Source organism: Pseudomonas sp. 22072 (assembly GCF_052046095.1).
In the GTDB taxonomy this organism is placed as follows: Bacteria; Pseudomonadota; Gammaproteobacteria; order Pseudomonadales; family Pseudomonadaceae; genus Aquipseudomonas; species Aquipseudomonas paracarnis.
The window spans coordinates 45,207-70,830 of record NZ_JBQEQE010000014.1 but is presented as its reverse complement, the minus strand read 5'-3'; the positions used below and the strand labels follow the sequence as shown (position 1 = coordinate 70,830).

At 60.3% G+C, this 25,624-nt stretch carries 24 protein-coding genes; 15 read left to right on the top strand and 9 right to left on the bottom strand.

Annotated elements, in window-relative coordinates; genetic code table 11:
- Window position 1 precedes the first annotated feature (1 nt).
- Window positions 2–370 carry a succinate dehydrogenase, hydrophobic membrane anchor protein gene (sdhD, locus tag ACTJLA_RS16165; RefSeq protein ID WP_003172805.1) on the bottom strand — a complete coding sequence of 123 codons (369 nt, stop codon included), beginning with the start codon at window positions 368–370 and terminating at the stop codon, window positions 2–4.
- Window positions 364–738: a succinate dehydrogenase, cytochrome b556 subunit gene (gene sdhC / locus ACTJLA_RS16160; RefSeq protein ID WP_014717729.1), complete on the bottom strand. Its 375-nt coding sequence runs from the start codon at window positions 736–738 to the stop codon at window positions 364–366. Before sdhC ends, sdhD begins: the two co-directional genes overlap by 7 nt.
- 365 nt (window positions 739–1,103) lie before the next feature.
- On the opposite strand from sdhC, the gene gltA reads away from it, so the two are divergent.
- Window positions 1,104–2,393, top strand: coding sequence for a citrate synthase (gene gltA, locus ACTJLA_RS16155; RefSeq protein WP_014717728.1), 1,290 nt, complete (start codon window positions 1,104–1,106; stop codon window positions 2,391–2,393).
- Window positions 2,394–2,639: 246 nt separating this feature from the next.
- On the opposite strand, the gene ACTJLA_RS16150 is transcribed toward gltA, so the two are convergent.
- The 3 genes from ACTJLA_RS16150 to ACTJLA_RS16140 all read right to left on the bottom strand — a co-directional run bounded on the left by ACTJLA_RS16150 (window position 2,640) and on the right by ACTJLA_RS16140 (window position 5,690).
- Window positions 2,640–4,298 carry a cation acetate symporter gene (locus tag ACTJLA_RS16150; RefSeq protein ID WP_032892639.1) on the bottom strand — a complete coding sequence of 553 codons (1,659 nt, stop codon included), beginning with the start codon at window positions 4,296–4,298 and terminating at the stop codon, window positions 2,640–2,642.
- Window positions 4,295–4,606: a DUF485 domain-containing protein gene (locus ACTJLA_RS16145; RefSeq protein WP_003190001.1), complete on the bottom strand. Its 312-nt coding sequence runs from the start codon at window positions 4,604–4,606 to the stop codon at window positions 4,295–4,297. The genes ACTJLA_RS16150 and ACTJLA_RS16145 overlap by 4 nt, the downstream gene beginning before the upstream one ends.
- Window positions 4,607–4,838: 232 nt before the next feature.
- Window positions 4,839–5,690 carry a glycine betaine ABC transporter substrate-binding protein gene (locus tag ACTJLA_RS16140; RefSeq protein WP_003233255.1) on the bottom strand — a complete coding sequence of 284 codons (852 nt, stop codon included), beginning with the start codon at window positions 5,688–5,690 and terminating at the stop codon, window positions 4,839–4,841.
- A 332-nt stretch (window positions 5,691–6,022) separates the two neighbouring features.
- On the opposite strand from ACTJLA_RS16140, the gene ACTJLA_RS16135 reads away from it, so the two are divergent.
- The gene (locus ACTJLA_RS16135) at window positions 6,023–7,576 is read left to right on the top strand and encodes a glycoside hydrolase family 17 protein (protein WP_034127189.1); all 1,554 of its coding nucleotides are present in this window, start codon (window positions 6,023–6,025) and stop codon (window positions 7,574–7,576) included.
- A gap of 106 nt (window positions 7,577–7,682) precedes the next feature.
- Here ACTJLA_RS16135 and ACTJLA_RS16130 read toward each other — a convergent pair whose 3' ends face one another.
- A complete protein-coding gene (locus tag ACTJLA_RS16130; RefSeq protein ID WP_014717724.1) occupies window positions 7,683–8,051 on the bottom strand; it encodes a hypothetical protein in 369 nt (122 codons plus the stop codon).
- A 233-nt stretch (window positions 8,052–8,284) separates the two neighbouring features.
- Here ACTJLA_RS16130 and ACTJLA_RS16125 point away from each other — a divergent pair, with 233 nt between their 5' ends.
- Both ACTJLA_RS16125 and ACTJLA_RS16120 read left to right on the top strand, forming a co-directional pair.
- On the top strand, window positions 8,285–9,583 hold the full coding sequence (locus ACTJLA_RS16125) for a serine/threonine protein kinase (RefSeq protein WP_032892643.1): 1,299 nt from the start codon (window positions 8,285–8,287) through the stop codon (window positions 9,581–9,583).
- Window positions 9,576–10,364: an MlaA family lipoprotein gene (locus tag ACTJLA_RS16120; RefSeq protein ID WP_054898378.1), complete on the top strand. Its 789-nt coding sequence runs from the start codon at window positions 9,576–9,578 to the stop codon at window positions 10,362–10,364. Before ACTJLA_RS16125 ends, ACTJLA_RS16120 begins: the two co-directional genes overlap by 8 nt.
- A 56-nt stretch (window positions 10,365–10,420) precedes the next feature.
- On the opposite strand, the gene ACTJLA_RS16115 is transcribed toward ACTJLA_RS16120, so the two are convergent.
- Complete coding sequence (locus ACTJLA_RS16115; RefSeq protein WP_034127188.1) at window positions 10,421–11,335, bottom strand: DUF808 domain-containing protein; 915 nt, start codon at window positions 11,333–11,335, stop codon at window positions 10,421–10,423.
- Between the two features lie 134 nt (window positions 11,336–11,469).
- Here ACTJLA_RS16115 and ACTJLA_RS16110 point away from each other — a divergent pair, with 134 nt between their 5' ends.
- Both ACTJLA_RS16110 and ACTJLA_RS16105 read left to right on the top strand, forming a co-directional pair.
- Entirely contained in the window at window positions 11,470–12,075 is a 606-nt protein-coding gene (locus ACTJLA_RS16110; RefSeq protein ID WP_198790736.1) for a TetR/AcrR family transcriptional regulator, read from the top strand.
- 203 nt (window positions 12,076–12,278) lie between these two features.
- The gene (locus tag ACTJLA_RS16105; protein WP_198790737.1) at window positions 12,279–12,737 is read left to right on the top strand and encodes an REP-associated tyrosine transposase; all 459 of its coding nucleotides are present in this window, start codon (window positions 12,279–12,281) and stop codon (window positions 12,735–12,737) included.
- Window positions 12,738–12,868: 131 nt separating this feature from the next.
- On the opposite strand, the gene ACTJLA_RS16100 is transcribed toward ACTJLA_RS16105, so the two are convergent.
- Window positions 12,869–13,309, bottom strand: coding sequence for a GlcG/HbpS family heme-binding protein (locus tag ACTJLA_RS16100; RefSeq protein WP_020302584.1), 441 nt, complete (start codon window positions 13,307–13,309; stop codon window positions 12,869–12,871).
- Between the two features lie 256 nt (window positions 13,310–13,565).
- On the opposite strand from ACTJLA_RS16100, the gene gcl reads away from it, so the two are divergent.
- The 9 genes from gcl (at window position 13,566) to ACTJLA_RS16055 (ending at window position 24,428) form a co-directional block, all read left to right on the top strand.
- Complete coding sequence (gene gcl, locus ACTJLA_RS16095; RefSeq protein ID WP_200648836.1) at window positions 13,566–15,341, top strand: glyoxylate carboligase; 1,776 nt, start codon at window positions 13,566–13,568, stop codon at window positions 15,339–15,341.
- A gap of 10 nt (window positions 15,342–15,351) precedes the next feature.
- Window positions 15,352–16,134 (top strand): hydroxypyruvate isomerase, encoded by a 783-nt coding sequence (gene hyi, locus ACTJLA_RS16090; RefSeq protein ID WP_014717718.1) that lies wholly within the window; start codon window positions 15,352–15,354, stop codon window positions 16,132–16,134.
- A 126-nt stretch (window positions 16,135–16,260) separates the two neighbouring features.
- Window positions 16,261–17,151, top strand: coding sequence for a 2-hydroxy-3-oxopropionate reductase (locus ACTJLA_RS16085; protein WP_198790738.1), 891 nt, complete (start codon window positions 16,261–16,263; stop codon window positions 17,149–17,151).
- Window positions 17,152–17,327: 176 nt separating this feature from the next.
- On the top strand, window positions 17,328–18,608 hold the full coding sequence (locus ACTJLA_RS16080) for a glycerate kinase type-2 family protein (RefSeq protein ID WP_197901431.1): 1,281 nt from the start codon (window positions 17,328–17,330) through the stop codon (window positions 18,606–18,608).
- The gene (gene pyk, locus ACTJLA_RS16075; protein ID WP_440841591.1) at window positions 18,598–20,013 is read left to right on the top strand and encodes a pyruvate kinase; all 1,416 of its coding nucleotides are present in this window, start codon (window positions 18,598–18,600) and stop codon (window positions 20,011–20,013) included. The genes ACTJLA_RS16080 and pyk overlap by 11 nt, the downstream gene beginning before the upstream one ends.
- A gap of 131 nt (window positions 20,014–20,144) precedes the next feature.
- On the top strand, window positions 20,145–21,020 hold the full coding sequence (locus ACTJLA_RS16070; RefSeq protein WP_440841590.1) for an urea transporter: 876 nt from the start codon (window positions 20,145–20,147) through the stop codon (window positions 21,018–21,020).
- A gap of 31 nt (window positions 21,021–21,051) precedes the next feature.
- Window positions 21,052–21,876, top strand: coding sequence for an ion transporter (locus ACTJLA_RS16065; protein WP_014717713.1), 825 nt, complete (start codon window positions 21,052–21,054; stop codon window positions 21,874–21,876).
- Window positions 21,877–21,969: 93 nt separating this feature from the next.
- On the top strand, window positions 21,970–22,971 hold the full coding sequence (locus ACTJLA_RS16060; RefSeq protein WP_197883866.1) for a sulfate ABC transporter substrate-binding protein: 1,002 nt from the start codon (window positions 21,970–21,972) through the stop codon (window positions 22,969–22,971).
- 251 nt (window positions 22,972–23,222) lie between these two features.
- Window positions 23,223–24,428, top strand: a complete 1,206-nt coding sequence (locus ACTJLA_RS16055) for an MFS transporter (RefSeq protein ID WP_096142953.1) — start codon at window positions 23,223–23,225, stop codon at window positions 24,426–24,428.
- Window positions 24,429–24,719: 291 nt separating this feature from the next.
- Here the strand turns inward: ACTJLA_RS16055 and phnN are convergent, their stop codons facing one another.
- Entirely contained in the window at window positions 24,720–25,292 is a 573-nt protein-coding gene (gene phnN, locus ACTJLA_RS16050) for a phosphonate metabolism protein/1,5-bisphosphokinase (PRPP-forming) PhnN (protein WP_057976699.1), read from the bottom strand.
- Window positions 25,293–25,624: the final 332 nt, after the last annotated feature.

The following is a 25,624-nucleotide window of genomic DNA, read 5'->3' as shown; positions in this document are numbered from 1 at the left end:
ATCAGATACCCCAAAGAATCTGCACACCCCAGACGAAGTAAGCGAACATCGCAACGCCGCATACTGCCTGGAAGAGGAAACGTACTGCAGTCGCGGACTTGCCCAGCGCCATCGGCGTCAGGTAGTCAGTCGCGATGGTCCACATGCCAACCCAGGCGTGAGCGCCCAGGGCTACAAGGGCCAGCAGACTGAAGATTCGCATCGCATTGTGGGAAAACAGGCCGTGCCATTGCTCATAGCCGATGCCCGGGTTTGCGACGAGGTATCCGATCAGGAAAATGAAATAAGCCGCGAGAACGACCGCAGACACACGCTGTGCCATCCAGTCATAGAGGCCCGAACGCGACAGATTCGTTACGCTGGTTACCATATCCAAACTCCTGCCAGAACGATCAGCACCACGGAAATGGCGACGATGATTTTCGAGCCCAGGCGGCCGCCTTCCAGCGTCTCACCGATGCCCATGTCCATGATCAAGTGGCGCACACCGGCTACCAGGTGATACAGAAGAGAGGACAGGAGGCCCCATGCTACGAACTTGGCCAGCGGGCTGGTCAAGCATGCCTTCACCTCGGCGTATCCTTCCTCGGAACCCAGGGATTTGCTCAATGCATAAAGCATGATGCCCAAGCCCAGGAACAGGATGATGCCGGAAACACGGTGCAGGAACGACGTAACGCCGGTGATGGGGAGTTTGATGGTCCTTAGGTCTAGGTTTACAGGTCGTTGGCTATTCACGGCTTTTTTTCACACTGAAGAGCCCCTAACAATCAGGGCAAAGTTGTTGGGGAGTGCGACTGGTCAGGTAAGCACCACCCAGGGAGTGCGACCCCCAATGAAAGCAAGCCCAAAAGCCCTTGGCGGTCGGTGGCCGAGTATAGACAGTTAGGTTACTAATGACAACGCGCACACCTCACCCTAATAGCTGATTGCGCTGGCGGGATAAAAGGCGTAAATGGCAGTCAATTTCGACGAAAAAGTACGGTTAAAGCCTTCTGGCGCAAGACTTTAGGCAAATTGACATCTGGATTTATATCAATATAGTGGTGCGGGCCCTGCGTGGGGGGTCTGTCTGATGATTTGAAGCATAAATAGGAGGCCACATGGCTGACAAAAAAGCGCAGTTGATCATCGAGGGCGCAGCCCCCGTCGAGCTGCCCATTTTAACCGGCACCGTTGGTCCCGATGTTATCGACGTACGGGGCCTGACGGCCACGGGCCGTTTTACTTTCGACCCAGGCTTCATGTCGACCGCTTCCTGCGAGTCGAAGATCACCTATATCGATGGTGACAATGGCATTCTGCTTCATCGCGGCTACCCGATCGAGCAACTGGCTGAAAAGTCGGACTACCTGGAAACCTGCTACCTGCTGCTAAATGGCGAATTGCCAACAGCCGAGCAGAAAGCCCAGTTCGTCAGCACCGTGAAGAACCACACCATGGTTCACGAGCAGTTGAAGACCTTCTTCAACGGCTTCCGTCGCGACGCCCACCCGATGGCCGTCATGTGCGGTGTAGTAGGCGCCCTGTCGGCCTTCTATCACGACTCCCTGGACATCAATAACCCGCAGCATCGCGAAATTTCCGCGATCCGCCTGGTTGCCAAGATGCCTACCCTGGCCGCAATGGTTTACAAGTACTCCATGGGCCAACCCATGATGTACCCGCGCAACGACCTGACGTACGCGGAAAACTTCCTGCACATGATGTTCAACACCCCGTGCGAGATCAAACCGATCAGCCCGGTGCTCGCCAAGGCCATGGACCGGATCTTCATCCTCCACGCCGACCACGAGCAGAACGCTTCCACCTCTACCGTGCGCCTGGCGGGCTCTTCGGGTGCCAACCCGTTCGCCTGTATTGCCGCCGGTATCGCCGCACTGTGGGGCCCTGCCCACGGCGGTGCGAACGAAGCCGTATTGACCATGCTCGATGAAATCGGCGATGTGTCCAACATCGACACCTTCATCGCCAAGGCCAAGGACAAGAACGATCCGTTCAAGTTGATGGGCTTCGGTCACCGGGTCTACAAGAACCGCGACCCGCGCGCTACCGTCATGAAGCAGACCTGCGACGAAGTGTTGAAGGAACTGGGCATCAAGAACGATCCGCAACTCGAACTGGCCATGCGCCTGGAAGAGATCGCCCTGACCGACCCGTACTTCATCGAACGCTCGCTGTACCCGAACGTCGACTTCTACTCGGGGATCATCCTCAAGGCGATCGGCATTCCAACCAGCATGTTCACCGTAATCTTCGCCCTGGCGCGGACCGTGGGCTGGATCTCCCACTGGAAAGAAATGCTCTCCAGCCCGTACAAGATTGGCCGCCCACGCCAGCTGTACACCGGCTACGAGTCGCGTGACATCACCAAGCTGGAAGACCGCAAGTAAGCATTCAACTGCTTAGCTGCATTGAGAACGGCCTCCCTTAGTGGAGGCCGTTTTTGTTGGTGTGGCCTGATCTACCGTCATCGCAGGCAAGCCAGCTCCCACATTGGACCGCATTCCAACAAAAGGACACGGCCCAGCCTGGGAGCCGGGCTCGCCCGCGATGAGGCCAGCCCAGGCGACACAAAAAAGCCAAGCAAAAAAATACCCCGGCCTTGCGACCGGGGTATCTCTTATGCAGCTGACGACTTAGTGATTAACTGCCCCACTCGCCCCCAGGCCAGTCTGCGAACGCACGAACTGCGGGAAGTACAGCGCACGCTCTTTCTCTGCCGCCGCCGACTTGTCGGTGATGGAGAAGAACCAGATGCCGACGAACGCAATGATCATCGAGAACAGCGCCGGGTACTCGTACGGGAAGATCGCCTTTTCATGGTGCAGGATCGACACCCAGATGGTCGGACCGAGGATCATCAGGCCTACGGCGCTGATCAAGCCCAGCCAACCGCCAATCATGGCACCACGGGTGGTGAGGTTTTTCCAGTACATGGAAAGCAGCAGCACCGGGAAGTTACAGCTGGCAGCGATAGAGAACGCCAGGCCGACCATGAACGCGATGTTCTGGCTTTCGAACAGGATACCCAGGCCGATGGCCAATACACCCAAGGCTACGGTGGTGATCTTCGACACGCGAATCTCATCTTTCTCGTTGGCCTTGCCTTTCTTGATCACGCTGGCATACAGGTCATGGGACACCGCCGAAGCACCCGCCAGGGTCAAGCCGGCAACCACCGCCAGGATGGTGGCAAACGCCACGGCCGAGATGAAGCCCAGGAAGATACTGCCACCCACCGCGTTGGCCAGATGCACCGCCGCCATGTTGTTACCACCAAGCAAGGCGCCCGCTGCATCCTTGAACGCCGGGTTGGTGCTGACCAGCAGGATCGCACCGAAACCGATGATGAAGGTCAGGATATAGAAGTAGCCGATGAAGCCGGTTGCGTACAGTACGCTCTTACGCGCTTCCTTGGCGTCGCTCACCGTGAAGAAGCGCATCAGGATGTGCGGCAGGCCAGCGGTACCGAACATCAGTGCCAGGCCCAGGGAGAATGCCGAGATCGGGTCTTTCACCAGGCCGCCGGGGCTCATGATCGCTTCACCTTTGGGGTGAACCTTGATCGCCTCGGAGAACAGCATATTGAAGTCGAAGTTGACGTGCTTCATCACCATCAGCGCCATGAACGAGGCACCGGACAGCAACAGTACCGCCTTGATGATCTGCACCCAGGTGGTCGCCAACATGCCGCCGAACAGCACGTACAGGCACATCAGGATACCCACCAGGATCACCGCCACATGGTAATCAAGGCCAAACAGCAGCTGGATCAGCTTGCCCGCGCCAACCATCTGCGCGATCAGGTAGAACGCCACCACCACCAGCGAGCCACACGCCGACAGGCTGCGGATCTGGGTTTGCCCCAGGCGATAGGACGCCACGTCGGCAAAGGTGTATTTGCCCAGGTTACGCAAGCGCTCGGCGATCAGGAACAGAATGATCGGCCAGCCCACAAGGAAGCCGATCGAGTAGATCAAGCCGTCGTAACCGGAGGTGAACACCAACGCGGAAATCCCCAGGAAGGACGCCGCCGACATGTAGTCACCGGCAATCGCCAGACCGTTCTGGAAACCGGTGATCTTGCCGCCCGCCGCATAGTAGTCCGCTGCCGATTTGTTGCGCTTGGACGCCCAATAAGTGATGCACAGGGTGGCGCCGACAAACGCGACGAACATCACAATGGCCGAGACGTTCAGCGGTTGCTTGTGCACTTCACCGGTCAATGCGTCCGCCGCCCAAACGGCCGGAGCCAACAGCGAAGCACCGAATAGAGCCAATAGACGCCGGATCATTGCGCAGCCTCCTTGAGAATCGCATTGTTCAGGTCGTCAAATTCGCCGTTGGCCCGACGCACGTAGATGCCGGTGAGAATGAAGGCCGACACAATCAGCCCGACGCCCAGGGGAATGCCCCAGGTAATCGAGGAACCGGGGCTGATCTTGGCCCCCAGCACTTGTGGCCCGTAGGCAATCAACAGGATGAAAGCGGAGTAAAGCCCTAGCATGATCGCCGAGAGAATCCAGGCGAACCTTTCCCTTTTCCTGACCAGCTCCTTGAAACGCGGGCTGTTTTGAATCGAGAGGTAAATGCTGTCGTTCATTGTTTTTATCCTCGCAGCACAGCTTTTTATTATTTTGGAACGTATCCACTGTATGCGGCTGCGCAATGGGTTCCAGACGACCTTAGTAGTAGATCGAGCTTAGCGAGGATTTGTAAAAAGTGTAGGAGCGAGCTTGCTCGCGAAAAACGTCAACGATAACGCGTTCATTCTGGATGATCGCGGTGCCTGTGCGTTCTTCGCGAGCAAGCTCGCTCCTACAATTGGGGCGGGGTTATTTAGCAGTCCATTCGGCGACGCGCTCGGGGTGCTTGGCTACCCAGTCCTTGGCCGCGGCGTCCGGCTTGGCGCCTTCTTGAATCGCCAGCATGACTTCACCGATTTCATCCTTGGAGGCCCACTGGAATTTCTTCAGGAAGGCTGCGACTTCCGGCGCTTTCTTCTCCAGGCCCTTGCTGCCGATGCTGTTGACGGTTTCAGCAGCACCATAAATCCCTTTTGGGTCGTCCAGGAAACGCAGTTTCCACTTGGCGAACATCCAGTGCGGTACCCAACCGGTGACCGCAATCGACTCCTGCTTGTCTTCGGCGCGGGTCAGTTCGGCAATCATCGCCGCACCCGAGCTGGCTTGCAGTTTGTAGTCCAGGCCATATTGTTTGATAGCTTCGTCGGTCTTGAGCATTACGCCTGAACCGGCGTCGATGCCGACGATCTTGTTTTTGAAGGTGGTATCGGTCTTGAGGTCTTCAATGGACTTGGCCTTGACGTATTCAGGCACGATCAGGCCGATCTTGGCGTCTTTGAAGTTGGGGCCGTAGTCGACCACCTTGTCCTTGTTCTTGGTCCAGTATTCACCGTGGGTTACAGGTAGCCAGGCGGAAAGCATGGCATCGAGTTTGCCGGTGGCGACGCCCTGCCACATGATCCCGGTGGCAACCGCTTGCAGTTTTACGTCGTAGCCGAGCTTTTGCTTGATCACCTCTGCCGCCACATGAGTAGTGGCCACGCTGTCGGACCAGCCGTCCACGTAGCCGATGCTCAGGGTCTTGCTGTCGGCACTGGCCAGTGTGGAGCCCATCGCAACTACCAGAGTGGCAGCTGCGCCCAAGAGTCGTCGCATCTTCATAGTACTTCCCCGAAAGTGCTGCGCCCGACGGATGCCGAGCGACGTCAAACTGTTGTTATAGGGTGCACCGCGCCCCCTTCACGCGCATCGATCCGGTTGCTGAGGCATCAGTGGAGTACTGACAGTTTTATCTTCAACCTGCGTAGGCATTTGCCCTGCTCTGTCAGCGACCTTGGTTGAGCAGGAAACGACATCACATCGCCAGCAGGATGCTTTGTAGGCGTTATCGCCAGAATCCCGCCCGAAGTTTGCATGTCAAAATTATGCAGCCCCACAGGGCTGCGGCAAATCCGGGTAAGATGCGCGCCTTTGCTCCCCCAGATAAGCCGACCATGCCCGCGACTGCCCGCTTCCCTGCCCTGCCCTATTTCTTCGCCTTGATCCTCGGCGTGCTTGCCCTTGTCGGCTACTGGTACGGCCTCGGCCGGCCCGTGGTGTTGCCAGACGTCGCCAGCGCCAGCCATAAGCTGCAATGTGCGTCCTACACACCGTTCGACAAAGACCAATCCCCATTCGATCAACCGTTCGCGTTGCGCCCCGAGCGCATGGACGCCGACCTCGCGCTACTGGCTACGCGCTTTGAATGCATTCGCACCTACTCCATGACCGGCCTGGAGGCCCTGCCGGACATGGCGCGCAAGCATGGGTTGAAAGTGATGGCCGGGGCCTGGGTCAGCAGCGACCCCGTGGCGACCGAAAAAGAGATCAACGAGTTGATCGCGGCGGCCAACGCCAGCCCGGACGTGGTGACCTCGGTGATCGTCGGCAACGAAGCCCTGCTGCGCAAGGAAGTCACCGCCAAGCAACTGGTGGCGCTGATCCATCAGGTTAAAAGCCAGATCAAGCAGCCCGTCACCTATGCCGATGTCTGGGAGTTCTGGTTGCAACACCCGGAAATCGAGCCTGCGGTGGACTTCCTGACCATTCACCTGTTGCCGTATTGGGAAGATGAGCCGTCCGGCATCGACCAGGCGCTCAAGCACGTGGGCGATGTGCGCCAGACCTTCGGCCATAAATTCGCGCCCAAGGACATCGTGATCGGCGAAACCGGCTGGCCCAGCGAAGGCCGGCAGCGCGAAACCGCCGTGCCCAGCCGGGTCAATGAGGCCAGGTTCATGCGCGGCTTCGTGGCCATGGCCGAAGCCAATGGCTGGCGCTACAACCTGATCGAAGCCTTTGACCAGCCATGGAAACGTGCAAGTGAAGGGGCTGTGGGTGGTTACTGGGGGCTGTTCGATGCAGACCGTCAGGACAAAGGTATCCTCGCCGGCCCGGTGACCAATGTGCCGTACTGGCGGCTGTGGCTGGGCGTCGGCGGGCTCATCCTGCTGGGCACCCTGGTGCTCGGCGGCCGCGTTCGCAGCACTCGCTCTGCGTTAATACTGCCGTTGCTAGGGGCCGTCGCAGCGTGCTCCATCGGCAGTTGGGCCGAACTGACCCGCGTTACCGCGCGTTTCAACGATGAATGGCTATGGGCAGGCTTGCTGGTGGTCTTGAACCTGCTGGTGCTGGCTCATGCCGCCCTGGCCCTCAGCGCCCGGCAAGGCTGGCGTGAGCGCGGGTTCAACTGGCTGGAGCAGCGCGCCGGCTGGTTGATGGCAATTGCCGGGTTTGCCGGTGCGGTGATGATGCTGGCGCTGGTGTTTGACCCGCGCTATCGCAGCTTTCCAAGCGCAGCGCTGGTGTTGCCGGCCCTGGTGTACCTGATACGCCCGGTGACCGGGCCACGTCGGGAGATTGCGTTGCTGGCCTTTATCATCGGTGCCGGCGTTGCGCCGCAGTTGTACCGTGAAGGGCTGTTGAATCAGCAGGCCTGGGGTTGGGCAGTGGTCAGCGTGCTGATGGTTGCGGCTTTGTGGCGTTGCTTGCGAGTGCGCAAGGCGTAACACCGCTATCGCAGGCAAGCCAGCTCCCACATTTGACCGTGCTCACAGATAGAAATGTGTGAACACAATCAACTGTGGGAGCTGGCTTGCCTGCGATGAGGCCACATCAGGCGCCGCGAGGCTTCCTGACCAACCGCAACCCCGCAATCACCACCGCGAACACCGCAAACGTCGTGTTGTACAGCGCCAGCGCCGGCAACCCGAACACCAACCCCACCACCGCCAACGCCCACCCCGCACGCCCCGGTACAAAAAAGCCCAGCACCGAAGTGATCAACGCCGCCCACCCCAGCAGCTTGAAATGAATCATCAAACCCAGGTTCGAACGCACCTGGCATTCCCAGCGGCTGGCCTCATCAGCGCAGATGCCAACCCATTGCCCATCCTCCATGAAGCCATAGCGTGCGGCATAACTGGCGGCCAGCCATAACGGCAGGGCAATAAGCAGCAGGATCAACGGCAAACGACGGGACATGGGGCACTCCGATAGGCAAAAACGGCGCCCAGCTTAATCCCACGGCGGCCGTTAGCAAGGTGTTCGCACAGATATCTGTTCAACAAAGCATGGCAAAGTGTATCGTCTCGCTACTATTACCCCGATTCCGACGTTTTTTCCGACTTTTCGTGCCGAGTGCTGGCACTTCGGTGACAAGGCGGTGGTCATAGCCTGCGAACTTCATTCAGCCCGTTCCTCTTAGGGATTAAGTCATGCTCCGTTCCTTGCGCTGTGCTGCCTTGCTGGGCAGCCTATTTTTGAGTGCGTCAGCACTGGCCGTCGATATCGACCAAGCCAGCTATGGCTACCCTTTGACCAACCCGTTCGAAGCGACCATCGCCACCACACCTCCCGATCTGCGGCCAACCCTGCCGACCGATGACGAGATCACCCAGTCCGACTACACCCTGACGATGCGCCCCGAGCGCGAGTTCAGCCTGCCGGACAATTTCTGGGCGGTGAAGAAACTCACCTACCGCATTGCCAAGCAGGACCGCGCCGCGCCTTTGATCTTCCTGATCGCCGGCACCGGTGCACGCTTTGACAGCAGCATCAACGAATACCTGAAAAAGCTGTATTACCAGGCCGGCTACCATGTGGTGCAGCTGTCTTCGCCGACCAGCTTCGACTTCATCAGCGCCGCTTCGCGCTTCGCCACCCCGGGCATCACCCAGGAAGACGCCGAAGACATGTACCGCGTGATGCAAGCCGTACGCGCGCAGAACGCCTCGTTGCCCGTGACCGATTTCTACCTCACCGGCTACAGCCTGGGCGCCCTGGATGCGGCGTTTGTCAGCAAGCTGGATGAGACCCGCCGCAGCTTCAACTTCAAGAAAGTGCTGCTGCTCAACCCGCCGGTCAACCTCTACACCTCGATCACCAACCTCGACAAGCTGGTACAGACCGAGGTCAAGGGCATCAACAACAGCACCACCTTCTATGAGTTGGTGCTGAGCAAACTGACGCGTTACTTCCAGCAAAAAGGCTACATCGACCTCAACGATGCCCTGCTTTATGACTTCCAGCAGTCCAAGCAGCACCTGACCAACGAACAGATGGCCATGCTGATCGGCACCTCGTTCCGCTTCTCGGCCGCCGACATTGCCTTCACTTCGGACTTGATCAACCGACGTGGCCTGATTATTCCGCCCAAGTACCCGATTACCGAAGGCACCAGCCTCACGCCGTTCCTCAAGCGTGCCCTGCAGTGTGACTTCGACTGCTACCTCACCGAACAAGTGATCCCGATGTGGCGCGCTCGTTCCGATGGCGGCAGCCTGCTGCAACTGATCGATCAGGTCAGCTTGTACGCCCTCAAGGACTACCTGCGCGACAGCCCGAAAATCGCCGTGATGCATAACGCCGACGATGTGATCCTCGGCCCTGGCGACCTGGGTTTCCTGCGTAAAACCTTCGGCGATCGCTTGACCGTCTACCCGCTGGGCGGCCACTGCGGCAACCTCAATTACCGCGTCAACGCCGACGCCATGCTGGAGTTCTTCCGTGGCTAAATATCTTCTGCTGCTCGCCGCACTGATGTGCGCAGGCGTGGCCAATGCCGACAACAGCAAGGCCCAAGAACCCGTCAAGGTCGATGCCGACGGCTTCAAGGAGCCGCTGACCAAGCTCAAGTTCAACCCAGGCTTGGACCAGCGCGAATTCGAGCGTTCCACGCTCACCGCGCTCAACGTCTACGACCCACTGGAGTCGTGGAACCGCCGCGTGTACCACTTCAACTATCGCTTCGACCAGTGGGTGTTCCTGCCGGTGGTGAACGGTTACCGCTATGTTACGCCGAGCTTTCTGCGCACCGGCGTGAGCAACTTCTTCAACAACCTGGGCGATGTGCCCAACCTGATGAACAGCTTGTTGCAGCTCAAGGGCCACCGCTCGCTGGAAACCACCGGGCGCCTGCTGGTCAACACCACCATTGGCATCGCGGGCCTGTGGGACCCGGCCACCGCCATGGGCCTGCCGCGCCAGAGCGAAGACTTCGGCCAGACCCTGGGCTTCTACGGTGTACCGGGTGGCGCCTATGTGATGCTGCCGATCTTCGGCCCATCGAACCTGCGTGATACCGGCGGCCTGCTGGTGGACTACAGCGCCGAATCGCAGATCAACTTCCTCAACGTGTCTGAAGTCAGCTCCAACCATCCGGAAGTCTGGGCCCTGCGCGCCGTCGACAAGCGCTACCAGACCAGCTTCCGCTACGGCCAGATGAACTCGCCGTTCGAGTATGAGAAGGTGCGGTATATCTACACCGAATCGCGCAAGTTGCAGATTGCCGAGTAAACAGCAGCGATAAAAAAAGGCCATTCGATTGAATGGCCTTTTTTATGCCTGCGGTTTCACCCTCGCAGTGCTTTCCAACCTTTACCTGCCACGCTGACCACTGCCAGGACGACAGCGCCGGCAATGATCCCCGCCACCGCATTGAGCAGCGTTGGCATCAGCCACGCCAACGCGCCGGTGCTCTGGCTCACGGTTTCGATCCAGTGATGCACCACGGGCACGCCATGGGTGAGGATGCCGCCACCGACCATGAACATCGCCGCCGTGCCAATCACTGACAGGCTCTTCATCATGTAGGGGGCCGCGCTCAGGATCGCGCCGCCAATACTGCGCGCCACCTGGCCCGGCTTCTGCGTCAGCCACAGCCCCAGGTCGTCGAGCTTGACGATACCGGCCACCAATCCATATACGCCGATGGTCATGACAATGGCGATACCCGACAGCACAATCACCTGCTGCGTGAGCTGCGCGTCGGCGACGATGCCGAGGGTGATGGCAATGATTTCGGCGGACAGAATGAAGTCGGTACGGATCGCGCCCTTGATCTTGTCTTTCTCGAACGCCACCAGATCGGTTGCCGGGTCGGCCACCGCTTCAGCCAACTGTGCGTGTTCGGCTTGATCTTCAGCCTTGCTGTGCAGGAATTTGTGCGCGAGCTTTTCGAAGCCCTCGAAACACAGATAGGCACCGCCAAGCATCAACAGTGGTATCACCGCCCAGGGTGCAAAGGCGCTGATCAACAGGGCCGTCGGCACCAGGATCAGCTTGTTGATAAACGAGCCCTTGGCCACCGCCCACACCACCGGGATTTCTCGCTCGGCGCGCACGCCGGAGACCTGCTGGGCGTTCAGTGCAAGGTCATCGCCCAGCACGCCCGATGTCTTCTTGGCGGCCATTTTTGTCATCAGCGCGACGTCATCGAGTACCGCCGCGATATCGTCAATCAACACCAACAAGCTGCTTCCTGCCATGAACCGGACTTCCGTTAGAGAGAGATGGCGCGAGCATAGCGCGGCGCAAGGCCTTGCGGGCAGATTGTTGAGGCTTGCGGATGGCCGGTGCTACCATGCGCAACCGCCTGTCATGGCAAGGAAACGTCTGGTTTATGAGCAGCATTCGCGAGCGCAACAAAGAAAAAATCCTGCGGGCGGCGAGCGAGGAGTTTGCCGACAAGGGCTTCGCCGCGACCAAAACCAGCGACATCGCCGCCAAGGCCGGGCTGCCCAAGCCCAACGTCTATTACTACTTCAAGTCCAAGGACAACCTTTACCGCGAGGTGCTCGAAAGCATTATCGAGCCCATCCTGGCCGCCTCCACGCCGTTCAACCCCGAAGGCGAGCCCAAGGAAGTATTGAGCAACTACATCCGCTCCAAAATCCGCATCTCCCGCGACCTGCCGTTCGCCTCCAAGGTGTTCGCCAGCGAAATCATGCACGGCGCCCCACACCTGAGCGCCGACCAGGTTGAGCAGCTCAACGCTCAGGCCAAGCACAATATCGACTGCATTCAGAACTGGGTTGACCGTGGCCTGATCGCCGCGATCGACCCCAACCACCTGATGTTCAGCATCTGGGCAGCCACCCAGACCTATGCCGATTTCGACTGGCAGATCTCGGCGGTAACCGGCAAGGCCAAGCTGGATGAGGCCGATTATGAGGCGGCGGCGCAGACGATTATTCGGTTGGTGCTCAAGGGGTGTGAGCCGGATTGATAGACCGCGGCGAGGCTATCGCAGGCAAGCCAGCTCCCACACGGATTTGCGCCGGACACGAAATGTAAAATGGTCACAATCCCCTGTGGGAGCGGGCTTGCCCGCGATAGCGCCCATCCAGACACATCCTGCTAAAAGCCCGCCGATCAGCCTTCACGCCTCAGTCTAGCCTCTCAGAACACCATCTGAAGAGAGGCCACGGAATGCCTGATTTACCTGCTTCAAAACGCCTGCGCATCGGCCGCTATAACGAGTCCAACCGCATTTACCTGCTCACCACCAACACCCTTGAACGCGAGCCTATCTTCAGCGACTTCAGACTCGGCCGCCTGGTCGTACAACAATTCAGGATCGCCCAATATAAAGGGCTCGCAACATCATTGGCCTGGGTGGTAATGCCTGACCATTTCCATTGGCTTGTTTCTCTGGAGAAAGGTTCACTTGCCGACTTGATGCGACAAGTTAAATCCAAGAGCACCCGAGTGGTGAATGCGGTGGCTGGCCGTCAAGGTCGCCTCTGGCAACCGGGCTTTCATGACTATGCCGTGCGTCGAGAGGAAAGCCTTGAGGGGATTGCACGTTACATCGTAGCCAATCCACTCAGGGCCGGGCTGGTAAAGAAGTTTGGTGACTATCCGCTGTGGGATGCCATTTGGATTTGACTGGAGACCGAGTCGACTGCATCGCAAGCAAGCCAGCTCCCACACTGATTGCACTCACACAGTTGAATTTGTGAACACCGCCAATGTGGGAGCTGGCTTGCCTGCGATAGCTTACTCACAGTCAGAACGATTCAAGCCGACACCCCCGCATCCGCCATCAACCCCACTCCTTCTATCGCCGTGATCGCACACTGCTCGTCAATATCGGACGTGTCCCCGCTGATCCCGATCGCGCCCAGCACCATGCCGCTCTGATCCCGAATCAACACCCCACCCGGCGCAGGCACGACGCTGCCCTGCCCCAGGCTGTTCAACGCCGCGATAAACGCCGGGCGCTGTTGGGCGTCCAGCGCCAGCAAACGTGAACCCTTGCCCAGGGCAATGGCGCCCCAGGCCTTGCCGATGGCGATTTGCGGGCGTAGCAGGCTGGCGCCGTCTTCGCGTTGCAGGGTGACCAGGTGGCCGCCGCTGTCGAGCACGGCGATGGTCAGTGGCGCAGCCGAAATGGTGCGGCCTGCAGTAAGGGCCTGGGTGGCCAGTTGGGTGGCGAGTTTCAAGGTTAAAGCGCTCATAGGTGCCGTCCTTATCTTGTTATGGGTAATGCGGTGAGGTCTGTTTGATCAGATGCTCGATCACACAAATAGAACACAATGATGTTTATTTTTGTATACAATATTTTCCAACAAAGGCTCCACACGTCGAAAAAAGCGCTTCCGACGAACGCAAAGGTCAGTTTACGAAAGGCATTGACCAACGCCGCTCGCCGTGAATACACTTTGGACAGACACCACTTGTATACAATTACAAAACGCAAGAGGCACCAAAACCATGAGCAAAATGAGAGCAATCGAAGCCGCCGTCCTGGTGATGCGCCGTGAAGGTGTGGATACCGCCTTCGGTATCCCAGGCGCCGCGATCAACCCGCTGTATTCGGCCTTGCAGAAGGTGGGTGGCATCGATCACGTCCTTGCTCGCCACGTTGAAGGCGCCTCGCACATGGCCGAGGGCTACACCCGTACCAAGGCCGGCAACATCGGCGTGTGCATCGGCACGTCGGGCCCGGCGGGTACCGACATGGTCACCGGCCTGTACAGCGCCTCGGCCGACTCGATCCCGATCCTGTGCATTACCGGCCAAGCCCCCCGCGCCCGGATGCACAAGGAGGACTTCCAGGCCGTGGACATCACCAGCATCGTCAAGCCGGTGACCAAGTGGGCAACCACAGTGCTGGAACCCGGCCAAGTGCCTTACGCGTTCCAGAAGGCCTTCTATGAAATGCGCTCCGGCCGCCCCGGCCCGGTGTTGATCGACCTGCCGTTCGACGTACAGATGGCCGAGATCGAATTCGACATCGACGCCTACCAGCCGCTGCCTCTGGCCAAGCCGCTGGCGACCCGTGTGCAAGTGGAAAAAGCCCTGGCTCTGCTCGACGCAGCCGAACGCCCATTGCTGGTGAGCGGTGGCGGCGTGATCAACGCCGACGCCAGCGAGCTGCTGGTGGAGTTCGCTGAGCTGACCGGCATCCCGGTGATCCCGACCCTGATGGGCTGGGGCACCATTGCGGACGACCACCCGCTGATGGTGGGCATGGTCGGCCTGCAAACCTCGCACCGCTACGGCAACGCGACGATGCTCAAGTCAGACGTGGTGTTGGGCATCGGCAACCGCTGGGCCAACCGTCACACCGGCTCGGTAGAGGTGTACACCGAAGGCCGTAAATTCATTCACGTCGACATCGAGCCGACCCAGATTGGCCGCGTGTTCACGCCGGACCTGGGCATCGTTTCCGACGCCGGCTCCGCGCTGACGATGTTCATTGAAGTGGCCCGCGAGTGGAAAGCCGCCGGCAAGCTCAAGGACCGCAGTGCCTGGTTGCATGACTGCCAACAACGCAAGGCCACCCTGCACCGCAAGACTCACTTCGACAACGTGCCGGTCAAGCCGCAACGCGTTTACGAAGAGATGAACCAGGTGTTCGGCAAAGACACCTGCTACGTCAGCACCATCGGCCTGTCGCAGATTGCCGGCGCGCAATTCTTGCATGTGTACAAGCCACGCCACTGGATCAACTGCGGCCAGGCTGGCCCACTGGGCTGGACCATTCCCGCGGCGCTGGGCGTGGTCAAGGCCGACCCGAGCCGCAAAGTGGTGGCCTTGTCGGGCGACTATGACTTCCAGTTCATGATCGAAGAACTGGCGGTGGGCGCACAGTTCAAGCTGCCGTACATCCATGTGGTAGTGAACAACTCATACCTGGGCCTGATCCGCCAGGCCCAGCGTGGGTTCGAGATGGACTACTGCGTGCAGCTGTCCTTCGACAACCTCAACGCCCCCGAACTCAACGGCTATGGCGTCGACCATGTGGCGGTTGCCGAGGGCTTGGGCTGCAAGGCCCTGCGTGTGTTCGAGCCAGGCCAGATCCAACCAGCCTTGCGCCGCGCCCAAGAGATGATCGAAGAATTCAAGGTGCCGGTGATCGTTGAGATTATTCTGGAACGGGTGACCAATATTTCCATGGGCACCGAGATCAACGCCGTCAATGAATTCGAAGACCTGGCCCTGGTCGGCAACGACGCGCCGACTGCCATTTCCCTGCTCGATTAAGGAGAACCCTATGCCGCGCTTTGCTGCCAACCTGTCCATGCTGTTTACCGAACAGGATTTCCTTGCCCGCTTCAAAGCGGCTGCCGATGCCGGCTTCCAGGGCGTGGAGTACCTCTTCCCGTATGAGTTCAGCTCTGCCGACATCAAGGCGCAGTTGGACGCCAACGGCCTGACCCAGGTGTTGTTCAACCTGCCTGCCGGTGACTGGGCCAAGGGCGAGCGCGGCCTGGCTTGCCACCCGGACCGGGTCGAGGAGTTCCGTGCCGGGGTCAAACTGGCAATCGCCTATGCCCAGGTCTTGGGCAACACCCAGGTCAATTGCCTGGCGGGAATCCGGCCACAAGGCGTCGATGACGAGACCGTGGAAAAGACCTTTGTCGCCAACCTCAAGTACGCCGCCGAGAAGCTGCAAGCGGCGGGTATCAAGCTGGTGATGGAGATGATCAACACCCGCGACATTCCCGGCTTCTACCTCAACAACACGGCGCAGGCCCTGTCGATTCGCGAGCAAGTGGGCAGCGCCAATCTGTTCCTGCAATACGACATCTACCACATGCAAATCATGGAAGGCGACCTGGCGCGGACCATGGCGGCGCACCTCGGCGAGATCAATCACATTCAGCTGGCGGACAACCCTGGGCGCAACGAACCAGGTACCGGCGAGATCAACTACCGCTTCCTGTTCGAGCATCTGGACCGCATTGGTTACGCGGGTTGGGTCGGCTGTGAGTACAAGCCGTTGACCACTACCGAGGCGGGTTTGGGTTGGCTCAAAACCCACAACGCCATCTGACACAACACAAAACAAAACAATGTGGGAGCTGGCTTGCCTGCGATGCAGACACCTCGCTGTATCAGGCATACGGGGGTGATGCCATCGCAGGCAAGCCAGCGCACACACTAAAAGAGGTTTTTGATCATGGCTAAAATCGGATTTATCGGCACCGGCATCATGGGCCAACCCATGGCCGCCAACCTGCAGAAAGCAGGCCATCAACTGTTTCTCTCCGAACATCACGGCAAGGCTCCGGCTGAACTGATCAGCGCCGGCGCCGTGGCGCTGGCCAACCCGCAACAAGTGGCCCAGGAAGCCGAGTTCATCATCGTCATGGTGCCCGACACCCCACAAGTCGATGACGTGCTGTTTCGCGCCGACGGCGTGGCTGCGGGCCTGTCGCCGAACAAGGTGGTGATCGACATGAGCTCGATCTCCCCTACTGCGACCAAAGCATTCGCCGCCAAGGTCAACCAGGCCGGCGCGCATTACCTGGATGCCCCGGTGTCCGGTGGTGAAGTCGGTGCCAAGGCCGGCACCTTGAGCATCATGGTCGGCGGCGAACCGCAGACGTTCGAACGCGCGCTGCCGCTGTTCCAGAGCATGGGCAAAAACATCACCCTGGTAGGCGGCAATGGCGATGGCCAGACCGCCAAGGTGGCCAACCAGATCATCGTTGCCCTGAACATCCAGGCGGTGGCCGAAGCGTTGTTGTTCGCCTCCAAAAACGGCGCCGACCCGGCCAAAGTGCGTGAAGCGCTGATGGGTGGCTTTGCATCGTCCAAGATCCTGGAAGTGCACGGCGAGCGCATGATCAAGGGCACCTTCGATCCGGGCTTCCGTATCAACCTGCACCAGAAGGACCTGAACCTGGCCCTCGCCGGCGCCAAGGAACTGGGGATCAACCTGCCGAACACCGCCGGCACCCAGCAAGTGTTCAGCACCTGCACGGCACTTGGCGGCGGCAACTGGGACCACTCGGCACTGATCAAGGGCCTGGAGCATATGGCGAATTTCTCGATTCGCGATAAATAACCCACACCGCTGATCGTTCCCACGCTCCGCGTGGGAATGCCTCTTGTGACGCTCCGCGTCACGCTTTGGGCGCAGAGCGTCCCGGACTGCATTCCCACGCAGAGCGTGGGAACGATCGCAGAGCGTGGGAACGATCGCTGCACCTCTAATAACAAGAATCCCCCGGGAGCCCGCTTATGTCGGTCGATCCGCAACACCTGCTTCGCGAGCTGTTTGCCACAGCCATCGATGCCGCCCACCCCCGGCAAGTCCTTGAACCCTACCTGCCTGCCGACCGCAGTGGCCGTGTGATCGTGATCGGCGCCGGTAAAGCCGCGGCCGCCATGGCATTGGTCGTGGAAGATTGTTGGCAGGGCGAAGTCTCGGGCCTGGTGGTCACGCGCTATGGCCATGGCGCGCCATGCAAAAAAATCGAAGTGGTCGAAGCCGCCCACCCGGTTCCGGATGCGGCCGGCCTGGCCGTAGCCCAGCGCGTGCTGGAACTGATCAGCCATCTGGGTGAAGACGACCGTGTGATTTTCCTGCTCTCCGGCGGTGGCTCGGCACTACTCGCCCTGCCCGCCGAGGGCATCACCCTGGCGGACAAACAAGCCATCAACAAAGCCCTGCTTAAATCCGGCGCCACCATTGGCGAGATGAATTGCGTGCGCAAGCACCTCTCGGCCATCAAGGGCGGGCGCTTGGCCAAGGCTGCGTGGCCGGCCACGGTGTACACCTACGCGATCTCCGATGTACCGGGCGACCAGGCCACGGTGATTGCCTCGGGCCCGACCGTCGGTGACCCTAGCACCTCGCAACAGGCCCTGGCGATCCTCAAGCGTTACCACATCGACACCCCCGCTTCGGTGCGCAGTTGGTTGCAGAACCCGGCCTCGGAAACCGTCAAGCCTGGCGATCCGGTGCTTGCCCGCAGCCACTTCCAATTGATCGCCCGCCCGCAGCAATCCCTGGAAGCGGTGGCGGTCAAAGTGCGCCAGGCCGGTTTCAGCCCGCTGATCCTCGGTGATCTGGAAGGCGAAGCCCGCGATGTGGCCAAGGTACACGCCGGCATCGCCCGGCAGATCGTGCAGCACGGCCAGCCACTGGCGGCACCGTGCGTGATCCTTTCGGGGGGCGAAACCACCGTCACCGTACGCGGCAACGGCCGTGGCGGGCGCAATGCGGAATTCCTGCTCAGCCTCACCGACAGCCTCAAGGGCCTGCCCGGCGTGTACGCCCTGGCCGGCGATACCGATGGCATCGACGGTTCAGAAGACAACGCCGGCGCGATCATGACCCCCTGCAGCTACCGCCGTGCCGAAGCCCTGGGCCTGTCGGCCAGTGATGAGCTGGACAACAACAATGGCTACGGCTATTTCGCCGCCCTGGGCGACTTGATCGTCACCGAGCCGACGCGCACCAACGTCAACGACTTCCGCGCCATCCTGATCCTTGAGACTGCCAACCATGACGCCTGACAAGAAGGTCAAAATCCTCGCCACCCTGGGCCCGGCCACCGACGGTATCGACGACATCCGCGAGCTGGTGGAGGCCGGGGTAAATATCTTCCGTCTCAACTTCAGCCACGGCGACCACGCCGACCATGCCCAGCGCTACCAGTGGATTCGCCAGGTCGAGCGCCAGCTCAACTACCCGCTCGGTATCCTCATGGACCTGCAAGGGCCGAAGCTGCGGGTGGGACGCTTTGCCGAAGGCAAGGTGCAACTGGTGCGCGGCCAGGCCCTGCGCCTGGACCTGGATGAAACCTTGGGGGACCAACGGCGGGTCAACCTGCCCCACCCGCAAATCATCGCGGCCCTGGAGCCGGGCATGGACCTGCTGCTCGACGACGGCAAGCTGCGCCTGCGCGTGATCACCAAGCATGCCGACGCCATCGACACCACCGTGCTCAATGGCGGCGAACTGTCTGACCGCAAAGGTGTGAACGTCCCACAAGCGCTGTTGAAACTGAGCCCACTCACCGCCAAGGACCGCCGCGACCTGAGCTTCGGCCTGGAGCTGGGTGTGGACTGGGTGGCGCTGTCGTTTGTGCAGCGCCCGGAAGACATCCGCGAAGCCCGCGAGCTGATCGGCGATAAAGCGTTTTTGATGGCCAAGATCGAAAAGCCTTCGGCGGTGCAACGGTTGCGTGAAATCGCCGAACTGAGTGACGCGATCATGGTGGCCCGGGGTGATCTGGGCGTGGAAGTGCCGGCCGAGAGCGTGCCGCAGATCCAGAAAGACATTATCAGCACCTGCCGCCAACTGGGCAAGCCGGTGGTGGTGGCCACGCAGATGCTCGAATCCATGCGCTTCTCGCCGGCACCCACCCGCGCCGAAGTCACCGATGTCGCCAACGCGGTGGCTGAAGGTGCCGACGCGGTGATGCTGTCGGCGGAAACCGCCTCGGGCGAGTACCCGCTGGAAGCGGTGCAGATGATGAGCAAGATCATCCGCCAGGTGGAAAACGGCCCGGACTACCAGGCACAGCTGGATGTCAGCCGGCCCAAGGCAGATGCCACCGTGTCGGACGCCATCAGCTGTGCGATCCGCCGCATCAGCAGCATCCTGCCGGTGGCGGTGCTGGTGAACTACAGCGAGTCCGGCAGTTCCAGCTTGCGCGCGGCGCGGGAGCGGCCCGTGGCGCCGATCCTCAACCTCACACCCAACCTGTCCACGGCGCGGCGCCTGAGCGTGGCGTGGGGCGTGCACTCGGTGGTCAATGATCGGCTGCGCCAGGTGGATGAGGTGTGTTCCACCGCACTGGAAATTGCCCAGGCCCAGGGCATGGCGCAGCGTGGCGACACCTTGGTGATTACCGCAGGGGTGCCGTTCGGGCAGCCGGGGTCCACCAATTCGCTGCGTATAGAGACGCTGATTTAGCGCCTGTCAGGGCCTCATCGCGGGCAAGCCCGGCTCCCACCTTTGATCGAGTTTGCATGTCGAACATCAATCAAATGTGGGAGCTGGCTTGCCTGCGATGAGGGCAACTCGGTCTTATTGACTCAACCCAAATGCACAACCCAACCTGCCCCGACTGGGCCGAAGCCCTGCTCAACGGCTTCAGCCAAATCTTCCTGCAGCGCCACCCGCTGTGCGGCCTGCTGTGCCTGCTGGCGATCCTGATCGGTGCCCCGGCCTTGCTTGGCGGTGCCTTGCTGGGGGGCGTCGCAGGGTTGCTCACGGCCCAGCGCCGGGGGTATCCCAAAGCCGAGCGCCAGGCCGGGCTGTATAGCTACAACGGCGTATTGCTGGGCCTGTTGATCAGCCAGCACTTTGCCTGGTCGGCGCTGGTGCCGCCGCTGATCCTGGCGTGCGGCGGCTTGAGTGCCATCCTCACTCGGCACTGGTTGAAACACGCGACCCAACCCCTGGATTTGCCAGCGTACACCGCGCCCTTTGTTGGCCTGGGCTGGTTGCTGCTCGGCCAGGCCCCGGAGAACACCCTTGCGCTGAGCGAGCCCGACACTGTCGCTGTACTGGCCGCACCCTTCACCGGCCTTGGGCAAATCATGCTGCTGGACCAGCCCCTGGCGGGTGTGCTGATCGCCCTGGGCTTGCTGCTGGCCGACCGTCGCGCCGTCGCGTGGGCCTTGGGCGGCGCCACTCTCGGCATGCTGGCCGGCCTGTGGTTGAACGACGCCACTGGCGCTCTGCTAGGCCTGCACAGCTATAACCCCGCGCTGGCCGCCCTGGCCCTGTGCTCGTCGCGTCGCCAGCCTTGGTTGCCACTGCTGGGTATCGGCCTGGCCATCCTGCTCACCCCAGGCTTCGCCGCCCTGCACCTGCCCGCGCTGACCGCGCCATTTATCCTCGCGTGCTGGCTGGTGCGCGCCGGTCAGCGAATGCTGCACAAGCCTCACATGGACAGCCCGTTCGAATCGCCCTAGGCTTGCTCGATATTCGTTTCAGGCAGGGTTTATGGACAGCAACAACGACTGGCGCCAGCGCCTCTACATCATGGTGTTCCAAAGCGACACCGTCGCCGGGCGGCGCTTTGACGGCATCCTGCTGCTGATCATCCTCGCCAGCCTGGTGATCGTGATGCTCGACAGCATCGACACAATCCATCAGAACTACGCCGACGTGCTGGCCTATATCGAGTGGGGCTTCACGCTGATCTTCGCCATCGAGTACGGCCTGCGCCTGTATTGCTCGCCCAAGCCGCTGCGCTATGCCTTCAGCTTTTATGGCTTGGTGGACCTGCTCGCCATCGTCCCCGGCATCCTCGCGCTGTACTACAGCGACGCCCAGTATCTGCTGATCATCCGCATCATCCGGATGCTGCGCATCTTCCGCGTGCTCAAGCTCAGCCCGTATCTCAAGCAGGCCAACTACCTGATGGCGGCGCTGCGCGGCAGCAAGCAGAAGATCGTGGTGTTCCTGGTCAGCGTGTGCACCCTGGTGACGGTGTTCGGCACCTTGATGTACGTGATCGAAGGCCCGGAACATGGCTTTACCAGTATTCCCAAGGGCATCTACTGGGCGATCGTCACCCTGACCACCGTGGGCTTCGGCGATATCGTGCCCAAGACGCCCCTGGGCCAGGTGATTTCTTCGCTGGTGATGATCACCGGTTACTCGATCATCGCCGTGCCGACGGGTATTTTTACCGCTGAACTGGCAAGTGCCATGCGCGGCGAACAGCTGCATACCGACTGCCCAGTGTGCAAGAAGGACAGCCATGAACCCAACGCCGCGTTTTGCGCGCGCTGTGGCAGCAATCTGTTTCGCAAACTGGAATAAGCAAAGTTCGTTTTAATCTTTAAAGCTCTATGCAGGCCCGGCTATAGTCGCTGGCAAATTGCCTCCCTCTTCTCGAACAACAAGGAATGAGCAGTGAAAAAAATCCTCAGCGCCTCTCTACTGGCCGCCGGCCTGGCCTTGGCGGGCTCCGCCCAGGCAGCGACCACCCTGCTCAACGTCTCCTACGACGTGATGCGCGATTTCTACAAGGACTACAACGCCGCCTTCCAGAAGCATTGGGCAGCCGAGCACCCGGACGACAAGCTGACGTTGCAGATGTCCTTCGGCGGCTCCAGCAAACAGGCACGCTCGGTGATCGACGGCCTGCCCGCCGACGTGATCACCATGAACATGGCCACCGACATCAATGCCCTGGTCGACAACGGCAAGCTGGTGCCGGACAACTGGGTGACACGCCTGCCGAATAACAGTGCGCCATTCACCTCAGCCACAGTCTTTATCGTGCGCAAAGGCAACCCCAAGGCGTTGAAAGACTGGCCCGACCTGCTCAAGGATGGCGTGCAAGTGATCGTGCCCAACCCGAAGACCTCGGGCAACGGCCGCTACACCTACCTGTCGGCCTGGGGCTACGTGTTGAAGAACGGCGGCGATGAAGACAAGGCCAAGACCTTCGTTGGAAAGTTGTTCAAGCAAGCGCCCGTGCTGGACACCGGTGGCCGCGCCGCCACCACCACCTTCATGACCAACCAGATTGGCGACGTGCTGGTGACCTTTGAAAACGAAGCGGAAATGATCGCCCGTGAGTTTGGCCGTGATCAGTTCGAAGTGGTCTACCCAAGCGTCTCCGCCGAAGCCGAGCCGCCGGTGTCGGTGGTGGATAAAGTGGTCGAGAAAAAAGGCACCCGTGCGGTGGCTGAGGACTACCTCAAGTATCTGTGGTCGCCCGAAGGCCAGGAAATTGCGGCCAACAACTACCTGCGCCCACGGGACCCGAAGGTGCTGTCCAAGTACACCGACCGGTTCCCCAAGGTGGACTTCCTGTCGGTGGAGAAGACCTTCGGCGACTGGCGCACAGTGCAAAAGACCCATTTCAATGATGGCGGGGTGTTTGACCAGATCTACTCTGGCCAATAACCCATCTGACTGAATCAACTCGGTCAAACCTGTGGGAGCTGGCTTGCCTGCGAAAGCGATCTATCAGTCATATTTCTGGTGACTGGTGCACCGCCATCGCAGGCAAGCCAGCTCCCACTTTTTTGCGTAGGGCAGATGTGTCTGAATGTATCATCAGCCGGCATAAGTGATATCACCACAAGCAGCCTACTCACTTGAGAGCCTTGTCTTTACTCTCTCACGCCATCGTCCTTCGCCTTTATGAGTACACCATGAACGCAACCTCTCACGCTGCAGGCACCATGACCCGGGGCATGGTCATGCTGTTCGCGTTTTGCTGCGGCGCCATCGTCGCCAACATCTACTACGCGCAACCGATCATCGAGCTGATTGCCCCAGACATTGGCCTGACGCCGGCAATGGCCAGCCTGATCGTGTCCCTCACGCAAATCGGCTATGCCCTGGGCCTGTTTTTCCTGGTGCCTCTGGGCGACCTGCTGGAAAACCGCAAGCTGATGATCACCACCACCGTCGTGGCGATCGCCAGCCTGTTGGGTGCGGCGTTTATCGAACAGCCGAACCTGTTCTTGCTGGTGTCGCTGCTGATCGGTTTCAGTTCCGTCTCGGTGCAGATCCTGATTCCGCTGGCCGCACACCTGGCGCCGGCCGAATCCCGGGGCCGGGTGGTCGGCAGCATCATGGGCGGCCTGCTGCTGGGCATTCTGCTGGCACGGCCGGTGTCGAGCGTGGTGGCCGACCACTTCGGCTGGCGTGCGATGTTCATAGCGGCCGCCGCACTGATGGCGTTTATCAGCGTGGTGCTGATGCTGACAATCCCCAAGCGCCAGCCCGATCACAGTGCCAGCTACGGCCAGTTGCTGCGCTCCCTGGGCACCCTGTTGCGTGAGCAACCGCTGTTGCGCCAGCGGGCGTTCTACCAGGGTTGCATGTTCGCTGCCTTCAGCCTGTTCTGGACTGCCGTACCACTGGAACTGGCGCGTAACCACGGCCTGAGCCAAAGCGAGATCGCACTGTTTGCCCTGGTCGGTGCCCTTGGCGCCATCGCCGCGCCCATGGCCGGTCGCCTGGCCGATGCCGGCCATACCCACCGCGCCTCGTTGCTGGCGATGCTGTTTGGCGCGCTGAGTTTCCTCCCGGCGTTGGTACACCCGCTCTACAGCGTGATCGGCCTGGCAGTCACCGGTGTGGTTCTGGACTTCTGCGTGCAGATGAATATGGTCCTCGGCCAGCGCGCCATCTACGCCCTCGATGCCAACAGCCGCAGCCGCCTGAACGCGCTGTACATGACCAGCATTTTTATCGGCGGTGCGTTCGGTTCGGCGATTGCCAGCAGCGTGTATGAACATGGCGGCTGGTTGGCCGTCATGCTGGTGGGCAGCGCATTTGCGCTAGTGGCCTTGTTGCGCTTCCTGAGTGCGTCACGTAAAGCCGCGTTGGCCACTGCCCAAGCGTCCTGACGGGGCCTTCGGCGCATAAAAACGTTTCACAACGCAATGCGGGGCGGGACTTAATCAACCATTGAGTAAGTCCCGCCCCGCATTGCGTCAAACAATCGCGCCCCCTGCCGCCCCTGTATAGTGCTCAACGAAGTTCAGCGCTACCTTGCCGTCGCGTGCCATTTGCGACAGGTCGATCTTGTCTTCTCCGTATTGAAGTCCACCAACAAGTCGGCATGGGTGCGTATTGAAAAATATGAGCTCCGTCTCCGGGTTTTATCTGAGCGCTGGCATTACCCATGCACTACTGGGTCAGGTGTTCACGCTGTGCCCGTGCTCCAGGCAACACAGCAAGCGTTCGACGGTATGCGCCAACGGGCCGGAATTATCCAATACGAACAACCCCGCGCCATGACCGGCAATCAATTCGGCAGTGAACCGCGCATTGCGCGCGAGGCGCTCCTCGATATCCGCCAATGACTCCCGTCCACGCGCAATCAGACGCTGGCGCAGCACCGCTTGGTCCACCGTCAGCAGCAATACCAGCAAGGTCGGATAACGCTCACGGGTTTGCGCCAGGTGCGCACGGGAACCGTTGACCAGAACGTCGTCCCCCGCGGCCAGCCAATCGTCGATTTCCCTGGGGATGCCGTAGGACAAGCCATTAGCCTGCCAGCTCAAGGCAAATGCGCCCTCGGCCTCCATGGCCGCAAACTGCTCGGGGCTCACACCTTGCGCCGCTTCGCCCACCGCCTCCGCGGACCGAGTGATCACCCGTCGCACCATGCGGCACCCACGCTCAACCAGACGTGGGCGTGCGGCATCCAGCAGACTGTCTTTGCCCGAACCCGATGGCCCGATGAGATAGATCAACCTGCCTGCCATTAAAAACCCTCTTCGCTTGTCCCCACACCGGTACATCCCCGGGACCACTGCGCGGCGCCTGGTTTGCACCCGGGGAGCCGCGTCGTAGTAGCCGCAGGAAAGTATACCTAGCAATCCTTCCCACGCCAGGCCAGCGATAGCCACATCACTACAGCGCACTGCGCATTCGGCGCATGCGTCGGGCTTTAATTGCTTGGCCCTACCGTGATCTACACAGTGCGTTTGAAAGCCATGAAAAAGGCGACCCTCAGGCCTAATGCCAGTCAGTTAAGAGCTAGAGCAGACAACCAGTGACTTGTGGCGAGGGAGCTTGCTCCCGCTGGACTGCGTAG

Bases quoted from the DNA above. Each gene is read 5' to 3' on its own strand.
- sdhD (WP_003172805.1), bottom strand. From the start codon at position 370: ATGGTAACCAGCGTAACGAATCTGTCGCGTTCGGGCCTCTATGACTGG.
- gltA (WP_014717728.1), top strand. From the start codon at position 1,104: ATGGCTGACAAAAAAGCGCAGTTGATCATCGAGGGCGCAGCCCCCGTC.
- ACTJLA_RS16150 (WP_032892639.1), bottom strand. From the start codon at position 4,298: ATGATCCGGCGTCTATTGGCTCTATTCGGTGCTTCGCTGTTGGCTCCG.
- ACTJLA_RS16145 (WP_003190001.1), bottom strand. From the start codon at position 4,606: ATGAACGACAGCATTTACCTCTCGATTCAAAACAGCCCGCGTTTCAAG.
- ACTJLA_RS16140 (WP_003233255.1), bottom strand. From the start codon at position 5,690: ATGAAGATGCGACGACTCTTGGGCGCAGCTGCCACTCTGGTAGTTGCG.
- ACTJLA_RS16135 (WP_034127189.1), top strand. From the start codon at position 6,023: ATGCCCGCGACTGCCCGCTTCCCTGCCCTGCCCTATTTCTTCGCCTTG.
- ACTJLA_RS16130 (WP_014717724.1), bottom strand. From the start codon at position 8,051: ATGTCCCGTCGTTTGCCGTTGATCCTGCTGCTTATTGCCCTGCCGTTA.
- ACTJLA_RS16125 (WP_032892643.1), top strand. From the start codon at position 8,285: ATGCTCCGTTCCTTGCGCTGTGCTGCCTTGCTGGGCAGCCTATTTTTG.
- ACTJLA_RS16115 (WP_034127188.1), bottom strand. From the start codon at position 11,335: ATGGCAGGAAGCAGCTTGTTGGTGTTGATTGACGATATCGCGGCGGTA.
- ACTJLA_RS16110 (WP_198790736.1), top strand. From the start codon at position 11,470: ATGAGCAGCATTCGCGAGCGCAACAAAGAAAAAATCCTGCGGGCGGCG.
- ACTJLA_RS16105 (WP_198790737.1), top strand. From the start codon at position 12,279: ATGCCTGATTTACCTGCTTCAAAACGCCTGCGCATCGGCCGCTATAAC.
- ACTJLA_RS16100 (WP_020302584.1), bottom strand. From the start codon at position 13,309: ATGAGCGCTTTAACCTTGAAACTCGCCACCCAACTGGCCACCCAGGCC.
- gcl (WP_200648836.1), top strand. From the start codon at position 13,566: ATGAGCAAAATGAGAGCAATCGAAGCCGCCGTCCTGGTGATGCGCCGT.
- hyi (WP_014717718.1), top strand. From the start codon at position 15,352: ATGCCGCGCTTTGCTGCCAACCTGTCCATGCTGTTTACCGAACAGGAT.
- ACTJLA_RS16085 (WP_198790738.1), top strand. From the start codon at position 16,261: ATGGCTAAAATCGGATTTATCGGCACCGGCATCATGGGCCAACCCATG.
- ACTJLA_RS16080 (WP_197901431.1), top strand. From the start codon at position 17,328: ATGTCGGTCGATCCGCAACACCTGCTTCGCGAGCTGTTTGCCACAGCC.
- pyk (WP_440841591.1), top strand. From the start codon at position 18,598: ATGACGCCTGACAAGAAGGTCAAAATCCTCGCCACCCTGGGCCCGGCC.
- ACTJLA_RS16070 (WP_440841590.1), top strand. From the start codon at position 20,145: ATGCACAACCCAACCTGCCCCGACTGGGCCGAAGCCCTGCTCAACGGC.
- ACTJLA_RS16065 (WP_014717713.1), top strand. From the start codon at position 21,052: ATGGACAGCAACAACGACTGGCGCCAGCGCCTCTACATCATGGTGTTC.
- ACTJLA_RS16055 (WP_096142953.1), top strand. From the start codon at position 23,223: ATGAACGCAACCTCTCACGCTGCAGGCACCATGACCCGGGGCATGGTC.
- phnN (WP_057976699.1), bottom strand. From the start codon at position 25,292: ATGGCAGGCAGGTTGATCTATCTCATCGGGCCATCGGGTTCGGGCAAA.